The 16,035-nt window shown below is 67.1% G+C and carries 15 protein-coding genes and 1 riboswitch; of the genes, 10 read left to right on the top strand and 5 right to left on the bottom strand.

The window, feature by feature from the left end; all coding sequences use genetic code 11:
• Positions 1 to 4 precede the first annotated feature (4 nt).
• From ACAM54_RS22395 to ACAM54_RS22375, 5 genes are all read left to right on the top strand, one after another.
• Positions 5 to 1,000 (top strand): ATP-binding cassette domain-containing protein, encoded by a 996-nt coding sequence (locus ACAM54_RS22395; RefSeq protein WP_369648961.1) that lies wholly within the window; start codon positions 5 to 7, stop codon positions 998 to 1,000.
• Positions 997 to 1,839 (top strand): ABC transporter permease, encoded by an 843-nt coding sequence (locus ACAM54_RS22390; RefSeq protein WP_369648960.1) that lies wholly within the window; start codon positions 997 to 999, stop codon positions 1,837 to 1,839. The genes ACAM54_RS22395 and ACAM54_RS22390 overlap by 4 nt, the downstream gene beginning before the upstream one ends.
• 85 nt (positions 1,840 to 1,924) lie before the next feature.
• Positions 1,925 to 3,115: a hypothetical protein gene (locus tag ACAM54_RS22385; protein ID WP_369648959.1), complete on the top strand. Its 1,191-nt coding sequence runs from the start codon at positions 1,925 to 1,927 to the stop codon at positions 3,113 to 3,115.
• Entirely contained in the window at positions 3,112 to 4,152 is a 1,041-nt protein-coding gene (locus tag ACAM54_RS22380) for a DNA methyltransferase (protein WP_369648958.1), read from the top strand. The genes ACAM54_RS22385 and ACAM54_RS22380 overlap by 4 nt, the downstream gene beginning before the upstream one ends.
• A gap of 196 nt (positions 4,153 to 4,348) precedes the next feature.
• Positions 4,349 to 5,152, top strand: a complete 804-nt coding sequence (locus ACAM54_RS22375; RefSeq protein ID WP_369648957.1) for an ABC transporter permease — start codon at positions 4,349 to 4,351, stop codon at positions 5,150 to 5,152.
• 7 nt (positions 5,153 to 5,159) lie between these two features.
• Here ACAM54_RS22375 and ACAM54_RS22370 read toward each other — a convergent pair whose 3' ends face one another.
• The 4 genes from ACAM54_RS22370 to ACAM54_RS22355 all read right to left on the bottom strand — a co-directional run bounded on the left by ACAM54_RS22370 (position 5,160) and on the right by ACAM54_RS22355 (position 10,413).
• Positions 5,160 to 6,794, bottom strand: a complete 1,635-nt coding sequence (locus ACAM54_RS22370; protein WP_192322357.1) for a peptide chain release factor 3 — start codon at positions 6,792 to 6,794, stop codon at positions 5,160 to 5,162.
• A gap of 157 nt (positions 6,795 to 6,951) precedes the next feature.
• Positions 6,952 to 9,000, bottom strand: a complete 2,049-nt coding sequence (locus ACAM54_RS22365; protein ID WP_369648956.1) for a serine protease — start codon at positions 8,998 to 9,000, stop codon at positions 6,952 to 6,954.
• A gap of 139 nt (positions 9,001 to 9,139) precedes the next feature.
• The gene (phaP, locus tag ACAM54_RS22360) at positions 9,140 to 9,631 is read right to left on the bottom strand and encodes a TIGR01841 family phasin (protein ID WP_145739999.1); all 492 of its coding nucleotides are present in this window, start codon (positions 9,629 to 9,631) and stop codon (positions 9,140 to 9,142) included.
• A 143-nt stretch (positions 9,632 to 9,774) separates the two neighbouring features.
• Positions 9,775 to 10,413, bottom strand: coding sequence for a hypothetical protein (locus ACAM54_RS22355; protein WP_369648955.1), 639 nt, complete (start codon positions 10,411 to 10,413; stop codon positions 9,775 to 9,777).
• Positions 10,414 to 10,531: 118 nt separating this feature from the next.
• Positions 10,532 to 10,600: riboswitch (S-adenosyl-L-homocysteine riboswitch) on the top strand.
• Positions 10,601 to 10,666: 66 nt separating this feature from the next.
• Here ACAM54_RS22355 and ahcY point away from each other — a divergent pair.
• The 4 genes from ahcY (at position 10,667) to ACAM54_RS22335 (ending at position 14,423) form a co-directional block, all read left to right on the top strand.
• Positions 10,667 to 12,106, top strand: a complete 1,440-nt coding sequence (gene ahcY, locus ACAM54_RS22350; RefSeq protein ID WP_309927885.1) for an adenosylhomocysteinase — start codon at positions 10,667 to 10,669, stop codon at positions 12,104 to 12,106.
• Positions 12,106 to 12,897 carry a TlyA family RNA methyltransferase gene (locus ACAM54_RS22345; RefSeq protein ID WP_369648954.1) on the top strand — a complete coding sequence of 264 codons (792 nt, stop codon included), beginning with the start codon at positions 12,106 to 12,108 and terminating at the stop codon, positions 12,895 to 12,897. Before ahcY ends, ACAM54_RS22345 begins: the two co-directional genes overlap by 1 nt.
• Before the next feature lie 9 nt (positions 12,898 to 12,906).
• Positions 12,907 to 13,731, top strand: a complete 825-nt coding sequence (gene metF, locus ACAM54_RS22340; RefSeq protein WP_369648953.1) for a methylenetetrahydrofolate reductase [NAD(P)H] — start codon at positions 12,907 to 12,909, stop codon at positions 13,729 to 13,731.
• 89 nt (positions 13,732 to 13,820) lie between these two features.
• On the top strand, positions 13,821 to 14,423 hold the full coding sequence (locus tag ACAM54_RS22335; protein WP_369648952.1) for a septal ring lytic transglycosylase RlpA family protein: 603 nt from the start codon (positions 13,821 to 13,823) through the stop codon (positions 14,421 to 14,423).
• 24 nt (positions 14,424 to 14,447) lie between these two features.
• On the opposite strand, the gene ACAM54_RS22330 is transcribed toward ACAM54_RS22335, so the two are convergent.
• Positions 14,448 to 15,398, bottom strand: a complete 951-nt coding sequence (locus tag ACAM54_RS22330; protein WP_369648951.1) for a 23S rRNA (adenine(2030)-N(6))-methyltransferase RlmJ — start codon at positions 15,396 to 15,398, stop codon at positions 14,448 to 14,450.
• A 193-nt stretch (positions 15,399 to 15,591) separates the two neighbouring features.
• On the opposite strand from ACAM54_RS22330, the gene rplM reads away from it, so the two are divergent.
• Positions 15,592 to 16,023: a 50S ribosomal protein L13 gene (gene rplM / locus ACAM54_RS22325; RefSeq protein WP_286370103.1), complete on the top strand. Its 432-nt coding sequence runs from the start codon at positions 15,592 to 15,594 to the stop codon at positions 16,021 to 16,023.
• Positions 16,024 to 16,035 lie beyond the last annotated feature (12 nt).

Here is a 16,035-nt window from a genome sequence, read left to right as displayed (position 1 = left end):
TTCCATGCCCCACATCCTCGTCGACCAACTCCTCAAGAGCTACCGCATCTCCGAGCGCGAACCGGGCGTCATGGGTGCGCTGCGCGGCCTCGTGCAGCGCCGCCAGCGCACGGTGCAGGCGCTGTCGGGCGTGTCGTTCTCGCTCGAGCGCGGCGAACTGCTGGGCTTCATCGGGCCGAACGGCGCGGGCAAGTCGACCACCATCAAGATTCTCTCGGGCATCCTGCGGCCCGACGGCGGGCGCGTGGAGATCGACGGGCGCGATCCCTTCGCGGACCGCGAGCGGCACGTGGCGCGCATCGGCGTGGTCTTCGGCCAGCGCACGCAGCTGTGGTGGGACCTGCCGGTGGGCGACGGCTTCGACCTGCTGCGCGACATCTACCGTGTCGATCCGCAGCGCTATCGGCGCACGCGCGACGAACTGGTCGCGCTGCTGCATCTGGAGCGCGTGCTCGGCCAGCCGGTGCGCCAGCTCTCGCTGGGCCAGCGCATGCGCGCCGAGATCGCGGCGGCACTGCTGCACGAGCCCGACATCCTGTTTCTCGACGAGCCGACCATCGGCCTCGATGCGCCCTCGAAGCTCGCGGTGCGCGACTTCGTGCGCCGCGCCAACCGCGAGCGCGGCACCACCGTGCTGCTGACCACGCACGACATGCACGACATCGAGGCCCTGGCCCAGCGCGTGATCGTCATCGGCCACGGACGCGTGCTGGCCGACAGCCCGGTCGAGGCGCTGCGCGCGCAGGTGATGGCCGAGCGCCGGCTGGTGGTCGACTTCGCGCAGGATGCGGCGCTGCCCCGGCAGGTGCCCGGCGCCACGGTGCACGCGCGGGACGGCCAGACGCTGGTGCTCGACTTTGATCCCGCGGTCACCTCTGCGCCCGCGCTGATCGCGCGCATCGCGGCCGAGCACGCGGTGGAAGACATCCGCCTCGAAGGCCTGGCCATCGAGGCCGTGATCGCGCGCTTCTATGCCATGCACGGAGCGGCCGAGGCGTGAGCCCGCGCGATCTGCTTCGCCCCTATGCCGCGGCCTTCGTGTCGCGCTTCATGCAGATGCTGCAGTACCGCACTGCGGCGCTCGCCGGCTTTGCAACGCAGTGCTGGTGGGGCGGCATCAAGGTGATGGTGTTCGCGGCGTTCTATGGCGGCAGCGCCGTCGCGGGCGCGGCGTCGCCGATGTCGCTCGCCCAGGCCATCAGCTACACCTGGCTCGCGCAAGGCCTGCTGGTGCTGCTGCCCTGGCTCGGCGATCCGGAGGTGGCGCAGGCCGTGCGCACCGGCGCGGTGGCCTACGACCGGTTGCGGCCGGTGGATGCCTACGCGCTGTGGTTCGCGCGCAGCGCCGGCTGGATCGCGGCGCGGCTGTTGCCGCGCGTGGCGTTGATGGCAGCCTTCTCGGCGGTCGTGCTGCCGCTGGCGGGACTGGGCGAGTGGGCCTGGCAATTGCCCGCGAGCGCGGTGGCCGGCATGGCGTTCCTGCTCTCAGTGGGGCTCGCCCTGCTGCTGTCGACCGCAATGGTGATGCTGCTCAACGTGGCGGCCACGGCGGCGCTCAACGAGCGCGGCATCAGTGCGGTGGCCACCCCCGTGGTCATCGTGTTCTCGGGCAACCTGCTGCCGCTGGCGCTGCTGCCCGACGCCTGGCAGGCCGCGCTGCTGGTGCAGCCGCTGGCGGGGCTGTTCGACATTCCTGCGCGGCTGTATTTCGGGCAGCTGGGCGGCTGGCATGCGCTCGGTGGACTGGGGCTGCAGTGCTTCTGGATTGCCGTGCTGGTCGCGCTCGGGCGGGTGGCGATGGGGCGCACCATGCGCAGCCTGCAGGTGCAGGGTGGCTAGGGTGACTGGCGTGCGCAGGGGGCCGCTCCAACCATCGGAGGCCGTGCTGCCGTATGGTGGCGGGTGCGACAATCCCGCCGCTGCCATGCGCCCTGCCATTCCCGCTGAAGCCGATACGCCGGTGCCCCGCGCTGCGCAGATCGCGACCTGCGCGATGGAGCAGGTCGCGGTGGCCGACCTGCCGCGCAGCGCAAGCTCCCCCCTCTTCGAGCGCCTTCGCCGCGCTGTGCACGGCGTGACCCTTCGCACGCCGCCCCTGAACGAAGCCGCGCGCTGGCACACGCACACGATCGGCGGCATCGAGCGGCGCCTTGCGCAGCCCCTCACGTTCACGCCGTATGCCTCCGTGAAGCCTTGTTCGGCACGCTGCGGCTTCTGCTCGGAAAACCTGCGCAAGGCCGGGGGCGGCACCTCGGCGTCCCGGCTGCGCCCGGCGTCCGGCTACTTCGACGGCCTGTCCTGCGCGCTGCGGGCCTTGCGCGGCGTGCCGCTGTCGTGGTCGCTCTCGGGCCTGGAAACGAGCGACGACGCCGACTGGATGCTTCGGCTGCTCCACACCCTGGCCGCGGGCGAAAGCGAGGGGCCGGTGGTCGAGGACCGCGTGCTCTACACCAACGGCGCGGGCTTTGCCGGGCCGCAAGGCGAGGTGCTGCGGCGCGCGCTGCCAGGCTTCGGGATGAGCTGGCTGGAGCTGTCCCGCCATCACCACGACGGCGCGGCCAACCAGGCCATCATGCGGTTCCGTCCCGAGGTGGCCATCGGCGACCCCGCCGTGTTCGAACGCACCGCGCGCCGGCTCGCCGATACGGTGGCGCTGCGGCTCGTGTGCATCCTCCAGCGCGGCGGCGTCGCGCAGCCGCCGGACGTGGCCGCGTACCTCGCGTGGGCACGGCAATGCGGCGCCGGCACCGTCGTCTTCCGGGAGTTCTCGCGGCTCGGCGACGGCTATCGCGACAACGCCACCGCGCGCCACCTGCGCGCGGAGCGGGTCTCGATGGACGCGCTGCTGACGGCCTGCCTCGACGACCCCGGCGTCTCGCGCGGGTGGGCCCTCGAAAGCCTCACCGAGGGCTACTACTTCTGGAACCTGCGCCTGCGCACCGGGAACGGCCTGAGGGTCGTCTTCGAAAGCGCCGACTACGGCGCCATGCACGCGCGCCATGCCACCGGCGATGTCTACAAGCTCGTCTACTTTGCCGACGGCCAGCTCTGCGCCGGCTGGGAACCCGGGCACGACGTGTTGCTCGACACGCGCACCGCGCAGGCCTGCACATGACCGGTCACAGCTGGCTGAGGCTCGACCATGAATCGCCGCGCTACCGGCTGCCGGACGACCTGCGCGCGCGGGACCCGATGGGCGGGCGCGATTGCGGATGGGTCGAGCAGATGCGGCCCTTCGTGTGCCGGTTCTCGCAACCGGGCGACACGGTGTTCGATCCATTCGCCGGCTTCGGCACGACACTGCTCGCGGCGCGCCTCGATGGCCGACAGGCCTTGGGCTGCGAAGTCGATGCCGGCCGCATCGACCTCATCCGCGAGCGGCTGGAACGCCACGGCCTCGCACACGGCACGACGCTCCTGCACGCCTCGTGCGATGCGCTCGAAGACGCTGCGCTCCCGCCCTTCGACCTCTGCCTGACGAACGTGCCCTACTTCGGTTGCCGCTGGGCCGGTACGCAGACAAGCTCCCAGCTCTACGCCAGCCAGAGCTATGCGCAGCACCTCGACGGCGTGCGCAACGTCTTCCACCGCGTCCGCGCCGGATTGCGCGAGGGGGGCGCCTGCATCGCGATGGTGCAGAACCTCCGGATCGGCGATCGCGTGCTGCCGCTGGCCTTCGACCTCGCGCGCATCCTGGGTTCGCTTTTTGCGATGGAAGAAGAACGCGTGCTGGTCTATCCGCACGACGCGCAAGACAGCGACGCCGATGCCCGCACCGACCGGCGCCACGAGTACGCGCTGGTCTTTCGCAAGCAGCGCGAGCGCATCGACCTGCAAGCCACCGCTGCGCTGCTCGATGCCATGCGCGCAGAGGGACACGACTTCACGCTGTTCGGCAGCTTCGCGCGCTGGCAGCAGGACCCGCAAGGCACGCCGCCTGCAGACGCCGACATCCGCGTGGACGCCGACCCGCAGCGCCTGGATGCCCTGCTGCGATGGCTTTGCGAGCGCGGCTTTTCGGTGACGAGCTGGGGCGATCCGGTTGTCGTGCCCATTCACCTCGACAGCTACCGCGGCCGTTTTTACTTCCGAGCCGACCGCATCGATGCCCGCGGCGCACTGGTCCGGCTGGACATCTGCTACGAGCAATGAGCGGCACGACGCAATCTGCACAGCGGTGGATCGACCGGCACCACGACCGCGCTCGGTGTGCGCAGGACACTGGGTGCTTCCCGCAGCGAAATCAAGGAGGAGGGCGAAGCCCGGGGGACATTCGCGGAGGGAAGTACCCGGTGGCCTGTGCACGCGCCCTGAACCACGGCGCCACAAGCCGCGAGGGCCACTGAAGATGGGCGCACTTCCCCTTTTCTTCCGCCTCATGGCCGCCTCCATCAGCGGCCAGGCCAGGTACCCTGTGTCCGCCTTGCTGTTGACCCTGGGCCAGTTCCTCGGAACAGGCATCGAGGTCGTCGCCGTCTGGGCGCTGTTCCATCGCTTCGGCGAGGTGCAGGGCTGGGGTATCGGCGAGGTCGCGCTGTTCTATGGCCTCGTGAACTGCATGTTCGCGATTGCCGATGCGCTGGGCCGCGGCTTCGACGTGCTGGGCACCGAGTTCCTGCGCACCGGCACCTTCGACCGGCTGCTGCTGCGCCCGCGGCCGCTCGCGCTGCAGCTCATGGGACACGACGTACGGATCAGCCGCCTGGGCCGGCTGCTGCAGGGCCTGGGCGTGCTGGCGTTCGCGACTGTTCAGGCCCACATCGCGTGGACCCCGGGCGCCGTGGCCATCTTCCTGTTCGCACTGGCCGGCGGCATCGCGCTCTTCCTCGGCATCCTGGTGCTGCAGGGCACGCTGTCGTTCTGGACCGTCGAAAGCCTGGAGATCGCCAACGTGCTCACCTACGGCGGCGTGCAGGCGGCGCAGTACCCGCTGGCGCTCTATGCGCAGTGGTTCCGCCGCGTGCTGACCTTCATCGTGCCGCTGGCCTGCGTGGCGTACTACCCGGCGCTCGCGATCCTCGGCAAGCCGGACCCGCTGGGCGCGCCGGGCTGGGTGGGCATGGTGTCGCCGCTCGCGGGCTTCGTGTTCCTCGCGGCGGCATTCGGCGCATGGCGCATCGGGCTGCGCCACTACGCTTCGACGGGCAGCTGAGCCTGCGTCAGCCCGCGTTCTGCAGCGCCAGCCCCGCGTGCTCCCGCAGCGGATGGAAGTGGATCTTCGGAAAGCGCTCCTGCGCGAGCCGCACGTCGTAGGGCGAAGTGCACAGGAAGGCGAGCGTGTCGGCCGCGTCCTTGGCCATGCGCTGTGGATAGGCGTTGACGAATTCGCGCAGCTCGGCCGGCGAATCGGCCGTGATCCAGCGCGCGCCCGTGTACTGGCAGCCTTCGAGCCGCACGTCGGCGTCGTACTCGGCCTTCAGGCGGTGCTGCACCACCTCGAACTGCAGCTGGCCGACGGCACCCAGCAGCATCGGCCCGCCGATCTCGGGGCGGAACACTTGAATGGCACCTTCCTCGCCGAGCTGGGCCAGGCCCTGCTGCAGCTGCTTGGTGCGCAGCGGGTTCTTCAGGATCACCGTCATGAACAGCTCGGGCGCGAAGAAGGGCAGGCCGGTGAACTGCAGGCTCGCGCCGTCGGTGATGGTGTCGCCCAGCTGCACGCCGCCATGCGTGGTGAAGCCCACGATGTCGCCTGCATAGGCCTCTTCGACCGCCTCTCGGCGCTGGCTCATGAAGGTGACCACGCTGGTCGGCCGCAGTTCCTTGGCGGTGCGCTGCACCTTGAGCTTCATGCCCGGCGTGTACTTGCCCGAGGCCATGCGCACGAAGGCGATGCGGTCGCGGTGATTGGCGTCCATGTTGGCCTGCACCTTGAACACCACGCCCGCGAAGTCCTTGTCCTCGGGCTGGATCTCCTTCACCACGGGCTGGCGGTTGACCATCGTGGTGCTGGTGCGCGACTGCGGCGACGGCGCGAGGTCGACCAGCGCGTCGAGCACTTCCATCACGCCGAAGTTGTTCACGCCGGAGCCGAAGAACACCGGCGTCTGCTTGCCGGCCAGGAAGGCTTCGCGGTCCCAGGTCGGTGAGGCGCCGGTGGCCAGTTCCATGCTTTCCATGGCGTGCTCGAAGTCGGCGCCGAAGCGCTTGGTGAGCGTCTCGCGTTCGCTCAGCGGAATGGTCTCGAAATCCTGCGGCAGCCGCTCGCTGCCCGACTCGAACACCGTCATCGCCTGCGTGCGCAGGTTCATGATCCCGCGGAAGCTCTTGCCCTGGCCCACGGGCCAGGTCATCGGCACGCAGGGCATGCCGAGCTCGCGCTCCACCTCGTCGAGGATGTCGAGCGGCTCGCGCACCTCGCGGTCCATCTTGTTGACGAAGGTGATGATGGGCGTGTCGCGCTGGCGGCAGACCTCGATCAGCCGGCGCGTCTGCGCCTCCACGCCGTTGGCCGCGTCGATCACCATCAGCGCCGAGTCCACCGCCGTGAGCACGCGGTAGGTGTCCTCCGAGAAGTCCTTGTGGCCGGGCGTGTCGAGCAGGTTGATCACGTGGTCGCGGTACAGCATCTGCATGACCGACGACGCCACCGAGATGCCGCGCTGCTTTTCGATTTCCATCCAGTCGGACGTGGCGTGGCGCGAGGCCTTGCGCGCCTTCACCGAGCCGGCGATCTGGATCGCGCCCGAGAAAAGCAGCAGCTTCTCGGTCAGCGTGGTCTTGCCGGCGTCAGGGTGGGAAATGATCGCGAAGGTGCGACGGCGGCGGGTTTCGGAGAGAAAGGGGGATGACACGGGAACTCCAGGGAACCCGTGATTTTCGCAGATGTGCGTCTGTCGGCGCCGGGCTCGTGTCGGGGATGCCCCCCTCAACGCCGTTTGAAGCGATGAGTTCTGTGGATTGAGCAGTCATCGATCCACAGGACGCTGCCGTTACGCGGTGGCACGTGAATCAAAGGCCCGTCCAACCGTAATACGCAATTCCCTCGTACTTGTACAGCGGAAGATTTTGTTGAACGCTGTCCCGCTCGCTAGTACTGATTGTGTAGAAATGAGTATCGTTTTTCGTTTGGTAGAACCGAAACATCGGGGTAGAACCACCGGTCTGCGAGGTGTTGGCATACCAAGCCACGCCCTCGTACTGATACCGAGGCAAGGTAGCCTGCACCTGAGCACGCTCCTGCTCGTTAATGGTATAGAGGTGTGCGCCGGTGCGCGTATTGAAGAACCGATAAACCGGACTCGTACCCGACGCTGCGGCACCAAACGCGAAGAAGGCACCCCCTTCGTAGTTGTACCCGCGCAGCTTGGTAATGACGAGATCGCGCTCCGCCACGCTCGAAGTGTAGAAGTGCGCACCCGTTTGAGTGTTGTAGAAGCGGTAGACGGTCGTAGGCACCGTGGTTGAGGGAGCATCAAGCCACTGGTGTAGTGCGGCGCGGAAAGGGAGATCGAAGCGCCCGTAGAAGTCATACCCCGTGGGCTGGCTGCACGACGACGCTCCCCCCAGCAACTGCCCGACGAGATAGTCCTTGCCATTCAGCCTCCTGAACAGCCCCGAGCCGCTGCTGCCGCCTTCGGTGACGCCCCGATTCCATCTCACGGCCAGAAATTCGGCTTCGCTCTGCGTTGAGGAACTGCAGTTCGAGCTCCCGCAAGCTGCGGTTCCGAGATAGTCGCCTTCGCTGTATTTCTGGAAGTCACCTTGGGGGTGATGTACTCCGTAGACACCCCGCATCCCCTCAAAGAAGCTCGGCCCGAAGGGACTGGATCCGGCAAACAGCGCGCCGGCCGGCGGTTGCGAATTCAGCCGCATGAAGGAGGTGTCGGTCGTCGGACCGGCATAAAGCAGCGTCGCACCGGAACCGATTGCGGCCAGCTCCGGACTGACCTGCGTGCTGTTGCAACTGGCGGACTTGTAGGACCAATAAGTGTAGAGAGTCGACGCAACTGTCTGGTTGGAGATGCAATGGTTGGCGCTCAGGAAGTAGGGCGTACCCGTCGACATGCGGTCGTTGAGCAGCGTGCCGGTGCACACATAGTTGCTTCCGTCGCTGATGAAGTCCATCAACGCTACGGACTTGCTGAGGGTGTCGTATTGGGACGCACACGTAACGTCAAGATTGCACGACCCTGCTTCCCCGATTTTCTGCAACGAATCCTGTTTGGTGATGTCGACCGCCACGTGCGACAGCATGGGAACGGCCACCTTGACTGCATCCAGCACGGCGTTGGGCGGTACCTCGATGTCGACAGTGAGCGCTTCTCCTCCCATGTTGGGCGACCAATAGATTCGCGCGTTGTCGCTTGAATCGCCTGCATCGAGATTGCGTTGGATGGTCGCGAGGATTTCCTGTGCAGACACCTCGTACAGCTTTTTGCTCGTGTCTCCATAGAAGCGCACCATGGTGCCCAAGGGAAGACTCTCGACACGCAGCCCGATGCGAACACCCTTCGCATCCGGTGAAGCGAATCGCAACGCGGCCAGTTTTCCGCCTCGTTCCGACGGTGTCCAACTCATCATGCTCGACACCGATTGGACATTCGCTGTTTCGGCAATGCGGCGTGCAACGCCGATCTTGGTGGGCGTGCCGAAGATTGCAGGAGCCGACTTCAATGGAAGGGCGCTCTCTGCCGGTAGCGACGGCAGGATGACGTGCCGTGGCGCCGGCCGGGCCCCCGCGGGGCGGTCCTTGAACGGGCTGACATCGATTGCCGCGAGTTCTGGCGTCTGCACCCTGGACTCGATGAGCACGGGGGCGGCGTTGGCGGCAGGAGCCGGTGGCGTGCTCTGGGCTGCCGTTTCGGTGCCCGCCACTGCGGCGACTGGGGCGAATCCACCACTGCCACCACCACCGCTTGATCCTCCACATGCAGCCAGCAGAGCTGACAACATGATCGTGCTCAAACCTATCCCGAGACCTGCGCGCATACCTGCTCCCTGAACGTTACGTCTTGACACGTGATTGTCCAGCAAGGCAAGGTTTTTCCAAATTTGCACCGGGATTTACCGTGCGAAACATCACGGGGTCGGTGACTTTATGCAACAGATTTGCGCTTGTGCGAGCCAGCAGATTGGGCTGCCCAGAAACTCAATACCAAATGGCTACAGCCAAAGGTTCTAATTTCCTCTTTCGAGATTACTTGCGCTGCAGCAACTTCGTCACTTCATCCACATTGGCCTGGATCCGCTGGCGAACCAGTTCGAACGCGTCGGCCTGCGACTTGGCCGCGAGGTTGGCCAGTTCCTTGATGTCGTCGATGGCGCGCTGGAACGACTGGCGGCCGAGTTCGTCGAGCTTGGCGAGGTTGGCCTTGGCATCCTTGCCGGGCATTTCCTTGGCGGCCGTCTGCCATTCGGCGATGGCGCTCTTGATCATCTCGGTCTGCCGCTGCACCACGGTCTGCAGGCCCTGGTAGGACTTCTGGTTCGCCTGCATCAGCGCCTGGAGGTCCTTTTGCCCGCTCTCGAGCAGCTTGCTCGCGCCGCCGGTCAGGTTGAGGTCCTGCAGGCGGTCGGTCATGGCCTTGAGATTCTTCAAGGGGTCGAGCATGTCGGCGGCGTCGGGAGCCGCCTTGGTGCTGCTGCTGGCGGTGGTCTTCTTCGCGGCGGCTTTCTTGGCAGTGGCCATGGTGCGGTATCTCCTGTGTCGGGTGAAGAACGGGTGAGCGGCAAGGACCGGCCGGACGGCCGACGGTCCCTCGCCACGATACGCCGCGGCAGCCCGCCCGCGGCGCCGCAGCGGCAAGAATTGCCTGCGGGATTTCCCTTGGGCTACATCGGCGGCGCGAAGCCGTTGCGCCCGGCGGTGACGCGCAGCGCCGTGGGCACGCCGTTCCTTTCCTGCGCATTGACCAGCACCTTGGCGCCGGGCATCAGCAGGGCTTCGGTGCCGGGGCGGAAGGTCACGACCGGCACGTCGGGCGGCACGATGACGGTCTTCTCGCCGCCCTTGTAGGTCAGCCGCAGCTGCTGCCCGCCGCGCACTGATGTCGGCGCCGCGGCCAGGTCGGCCACGGTGGCGTTGGTCATGGTGCTCTGCGGCAGCAGGTCCCAGGGACGGTGGCCTTCGCCCGTGCCGCGCGCGGCCTCGGGGAACACCACCACCTCGAGCGCCTTTTGCGTGCCGTCGGCCTGCGGCATGGCGGCGGTGCCGATGAAGCTGCCTTGCCTGATGTCGGACAGCTTGATCGGGTAGACCTCCGACACGGCCATGTCGGCCGGCCGCGCCAGGCTGACGACCTCGCCGCCGCGGTCCTGGACCACGAGGGCCTTGGCGTCGATGCGCACGATGGTGCCGCGGATGCGCACCGGATCGGGGGCGGCCTGCGCTGAGGCCAGGACCGGCGCGCCGGCCACAAGAAGAAAGGCGGCCGAGGCCAGCAGGACGGGGGAGAGTCTGGACAAGCGCATGAGTGGAACTTCCGGCGTTGGGGTCAGGTCAATGTACGCCCCGGATGCGAAATGCGCTTTCCGGCATGTGGGATGCCCCCGGCGGTTGGCTCGCCTTGGCGGCCCGTCTACAATCCGCGGTTCCGAGGAGCGTTGCAGCGCCGCCAGGCGTGAGGCTCGGACCACATCGCAACCACGCTCACCCGCTGTTCTCGCGGTGAGTCTTTTCCCCGAACGCAGTGGCACCTTTCAAACTAGCTTTGTTGGAGTTCTCATGAGCGCTGTTCTCAAGCCCACCCCCGTTTCCTCCGCCGACCAGGCGATTGCCGACCTGTCCCTTGCCGCCTGGGGCCGCAAGGAAATCCGCATCGCGGAAACCGAAATGCCCGGCCTGATGGCGATCCGCGAGGAATTCTCGAAGGCGCAGCCGCTCAAGGGCGCGCGCATCACGGGCTCGCTGCACATGACGATCCAGACGGCCGTGCTGATCGAGACGCTGCAGGCGCTCGGCGCCACCGTGCGCTGGGCCTCGTGCAACATCTTCTCGACGCAGGACCACGCCGCCGCCGCGATTGCCGCCGCCGGCACGCCGGTGTTCGCGATCAAGGGCGAGTCGCTGAAGGACTACTGGGACTACACGCACGCCATCTTCGACTTCGGGCCCAAGGGTTCCCAGGGCGAAGGCCCCAACATGATCCTGGACGACGGCGGCGATGCCACGCTGCTCATGCACCTGGGCCAGCGCGCCGAGAAGGACCTGGGCGTGCTCGCCAAGCCCACCAGCGAGGAAGAGCGCATCCTCTACGCCGCCATCAAGGCCAAGCTGGCGGTCGATCCGACCTGGTACACCCGCAAGTCGGCCGAGATCATCGGCGTGACCGAGGAAACGACCACCGGCGTGCACCGCCTCAACGAAATGAGCGCCAAGGGCACGCTGCTGTTCCGCGCCATCAACGTGAACGACTCGGTCACCAAGAGCAAGTTCGACAATCTCTACGGCTGCCGCGAATCGCTGGTGGACGGCATCAAGCGCGCGACCGACGTGATGATCGCCGGCAAGGTGGCCTGCGTGGCCGGCTACGGCGACGTGGGCAAGGGCTCGGCCCAGGCGCTGCGCGCCTTGAGCGCGCAGGTGTGGGTGACCGAGATCGACCCCATCAACGCCCTGCAGGCCGCGATGGAAGGCTACAAGGTCGTCACCATGGAATACGCCGCCGACAAGGCCGACATCTTCGTGACCACCACCGGCAACCGCGACGTGATCCGCCACGAGCACATGGCCGCCATGAAGGACCAGGCCATCGTCTGCAACATCGGCCACTTCGACAACGAGATCGACGTCGCGTCGATCGAGAAGTACGAGTGGGAAGAGATCAAGCCGCAGGTCGACCACATCACCTTCCCCGACGGCAAGAAGATCATCCTGCTGGCCAAGGGCCGCCTCGTGAACCTGGGCTGCGGCACGGGCCACCCGAGCTTCGTGATGTCGTCGTCGTTCGCCAACCAGACCATCGCCCAGATCGAGCTCTTCACCAAGCCCGATGCCTACCAGGCCGGCAAGGTCTACGTGTTGCCCAAGCACCTCGACGAGAAGGTCGCGCGCCTGCACCTGAAGAAGGTCGGCGCGATGCTGACCGAGCTGACGGACGAGCAGGCCGCCTACATCGGCGTGAGCAAGAACGGCCCCTACAAGCCGGACACGTACCGGTACTGATGCGCGCTGACCAATTGCTGGTGGAGCGCGGCCTTGCCGCGTCGCGTTCGCAGGCCGTGCGGCTGATTGCCGGCGGCATGCGCTGGCGCGATGCGGGCAGCGCGGACGCGTGGCGCCCGGTGGTGAAGAACCGCGACGAGGTACCCGAGTCCGCCGAGGTCGAGCTCGACGATGCAGCCGAGGCGCGCTATGTGTCGCGCGGCGGGCTCAAGCTCGAAGGCGCGCTGGCGGCGAGCGGCGTCAGCGCCGACGGCAAGCTGTGCCTCGACGTGGGCCAGTCGACCGGCGGCTTCACCGACTGCCTGCTGCAGGCCGGCGCGGCGAAGGTGGTGGGCGTCGACGTCGGCCATGGGCAGCTGCATCCGAAGCTGCGCGAGGACGAGCGCGTGGTGGCCATCGAGGGCGTCAATGCGCGTGCGCTGTCGCCGGACGACCTGCAGGAAGAAGAGGGCGAAGAGCCTTCCGAACTGCGCTTCGACCTGATCGTCGGCGACCTGTCGTTCATCTCGCTCACGCTGGTGCTGCCGGCCGTGGTGCCGTTCCTGGCCGACGACGGCCACCTGCTGATGCTCGTCAAGCCGCAGTTCGAGCTGCAGCCGGGGCAGGTCGGCAAGGGTGGCATCGTGCGCGACGCGTCGATGTATGCGGTGGTCGAGAAGCGCCTGCGCGATGCCTGCGAGGCGCTCGAGCTGCGCGTGCTGCAGTGGTTCGACAGCCCCATTGCCGGCGGCGACGGCAACCGCGAGTTTTTCATTCACGCCGTTCGCGCGGACCAGGCGAACGGTTCTTAGGAGACGCAGGTGCGCCTTCCATTGAGCTTCGAATTCTTTCCGACCAAGACGCCCGAAGGGGCGGTCAAGCTGCGCGCGGTGCGCCAGCAGCTGTATGCGCGCAAGCCCGAGTTCTGCTCGGTCACCTACGGCGCAGGCGGCTCCACGCACCACGGCACGTTCGGCGCGGTGCAGGAGATCCTGTCCGAAGGCGTCGATGCCGCGAGCCATTTCTCGTGCATCGGCGCCACGCGCGCCACGGTGCGCGAACAGCTGGCCGAGCTCAAGGCCATGGGCGTGAAGCGCCTGGTCGCCCTGCGCGGCGACCTGCCGAGCGGCTACGGCATCGGCGGCGAGTTCCTGTATGCGAGCGACCTCGTGGCCTTCATCCGCGAAGAGACCGGCCGCGACTTCCGCATCGAGGTGGCCTGCTACCCCGAGGTGCATCCGCAGGCTCGCTCGCCCGAGGCCGACCTGCAGGCCTTCGCCACCAAAGTGAAGGCCGGCGCCGACTCCGCGATCACGCAGTATTTCTTCAGCCCCGAGGCGTATTTCCGTTTTGTCGACGATGTCCGCAAGCTCGGGCTCGACACGCCGATCGTGCCGGGCATCATGCCGATCACCAGCTCGGCGCAACTCATGCGCTTCTCGGATGCCTGCGGTGCCGAGATTCCGCGCTGGATCCGCCTGCGGCTGCAGGGCTTTGGCGACGACACGGCATCCATCAGGGCCTTTGGCCTGGACGTGGTGACCGACCTCTGCGCGCGCCTGCGCGACGGCGGCGCACCGGCGCTGCACTTCTACACGATGAACCAGTCGACGGCGACGCTGGCTGTATTGGAGCGCCTCGGTTGAAGGGGGCGCGTCCAGGAGGGGGGCGCCCGCTGCGCGCGGCGTTTCGGGTTGCGCTTGTCGCAGCAGCCTGTGCGCTGGCAGGCTGTGCGATGCCTCCCGCCACCGAGGGCGGGCAGACCGACAAGGACGCCAAGCTCCTGCCCTTGCCGCGCAAATTGGCAGTACCTCCGGGGGCGCCGGCTCGATCGAACGTGCCTTCGGTTCGCTACGACCTTGCCGTGTCCGGCGCCGGCGAGCTGGGGCCCGACGACGGCGTGCCCGGCGATGGCAGCTCCCGCGAGATCTTCGAGCGCGGCGGGGCCTCCTGGTACGGCATTCAGTTCCACCAGCGCAAGACGGCGAGCGGCGAGCGCTTCGACATGACGGCCATGACGGCGGCCCACAAGACCCTGCCGTTCAATACCCGTGTCTGCGTGCGCAGCCTGGTCAACGGCAGCGAGGTGCTGGTGCGCATCACGGACCGGGGGCCTTATGCGCAGGGCCGCATCATCGACCTGAGCCGTGCCGCGGCCGAGCGCATCGGGCTGATCGGGCTCGGCATCAAGCAGGTCGCGCTGACGATCATCGACCACGAGGGCATGCGTTGCGGTGGCTCCGAGATAGAGGCGGCCGACACCCAAGCGCCGGCGTCTGCCCCCGCAGCGGCACCCGCATCGCGCAAGGCCAATGTGCGGCCGCGCCGCCGCCGATAACCCGCGCAGGGAAAGCGATGGAGCCTAGCCGCCCGTATCGAGCGAGAAGGCGGCGTGCCGGTCCTGGGCCAGCCGTTCCACCAGCTGGGGCAGGGCGGCAGCCAGCAGCGGCTTCAGGGTGTAGGGCGGGTTGATCAGGAACATGCCGCTGGCCGGCAAGCCGGGGCGCTGGGTTTCGCCCGTTGGCGTGGTGGTCAGCTTGCTCGACTTGACCGTGAGCGTGGCGTGCAGCCAAGGCTTGCCGGCCTTGGTGGCCAGGGTCTTGAGCCGGCGTGGCAGGTCGTGCGCCTCGGGGCGCGGAATGATTGGGTACCAGATGGCATAGGTGCCGGTTGCAAAGCGCTTGAGCGCCTCGGCCGCGAAGTCGAGCACGCGGCCGTAGTCGCTCTTGATCTCGTAGCTCGGGTCCATCAGCACCAGCGCGCGGCGCGAGGGCGGCGGCAGGAACTTGGTGGCGCTGCCGAAACCGTCTTCGCGCAGCACCGCGATCTGCCGGCCCGCCTCGAGCTGCGCGATGTTGGCGTCCAGCGTGCGGGCATCGGTCGGGTGCAGTTCGAACAGCTTGAGCTTGTCGTGGTCGCGCAGCAGGTGCTGCACGATGAACGGCGAGCCGGGATAGATGCGGGCGCCGCCCTTGGGGTTGAAGTCGTGGATCACGCTCAGGTAGCGCGCAATCGCGTCGGCCAGGGGCGCCTCGGCTTCGGGCGCTACTTTTTTTGTAGCTGACTTTGCAGCAGGGGCCGGCGAGGCCGCTGCTTTCTTGTCGGACAGCAGGCGCAGCACGCCCTCGGCGGCCTCGCCGCTGGTGCCGGCGTAGTCGCCGTCGAGCCGGTACAGGCCAGCGCCGGCGTGGGTGTCGACCACGGTCAGTGCGGCTTCTTTTTCGAGCAGGTGGTCGAGCGTGGCAATCAGCACCGTGTGCTTGAGCACGTCGGCGTGGTTGCCGGCGTGGAAGGCGTGGCGGTAGCTGAACATGGGGTCGATGGTAACGGCTTGGGCGGCCTGCTGGCCCGAATTTGCCCCGATTGGCCGATTCTTCGTATAATCGCGGGCTTCGCAGCGTTTTTGTAGCCCCGCGGCGGAGAATTATCCCCACCTAAGAGATTCCCGTCAGAGGAACGCCGACCGTGGAAAAGGGCTCGCCAAACCCTCTTTATAGAGAAAACTCATGACCAAAACGTTCAGCGCCAAGCCCGCTGACGTGACGCACGAGTGGTTTGTGATTGACGCGACCGACAAGGTCCTCGGACGAGTAGCCAGCGAAGTTGCTCTCCGTTTGCGCGGCAAACACAAGGCCATTTACACGCCTCACGTCGATACCGGTGACTTCATCGTCATCATCAACGCATCGCAACTCCGTGTCACCGGCGCCAAGCCGATCGACAAGGTCTACTACCGTCACTCGGGCTACCCGGGCGGTATCACGGCCACGAACTTCCGCGACATGCAAGCCAAGCATCCGGGCCGCGCCCTGGAAAAGGCCGTCAAGGGCATGCTGCCCAAGGGCCCGCTCGGCTACGCGATGATCAAGAAACTCAAGGTGTACGGTGGTGCTGAGCACCCGCATACCGCCCAACAGCCCAAAGTGCTGGAACTGTAAGGAGCCTTGAGA

Origin of the sequence: Variovorax sp. V93 (genome assembly GCF_041154485.1) — a bacterium.
Taxonomy (GTDB): domain Bacteria; phylum Pseudomonadota; class Gammaproteobacteria; order Burkholderiales; family Burkholderiaceae_C; genus Variovorax; species Variovorax beijingensis_A.
This window is presented reverse-complemented; position numbering and strand designations above follow the sequence as displayed.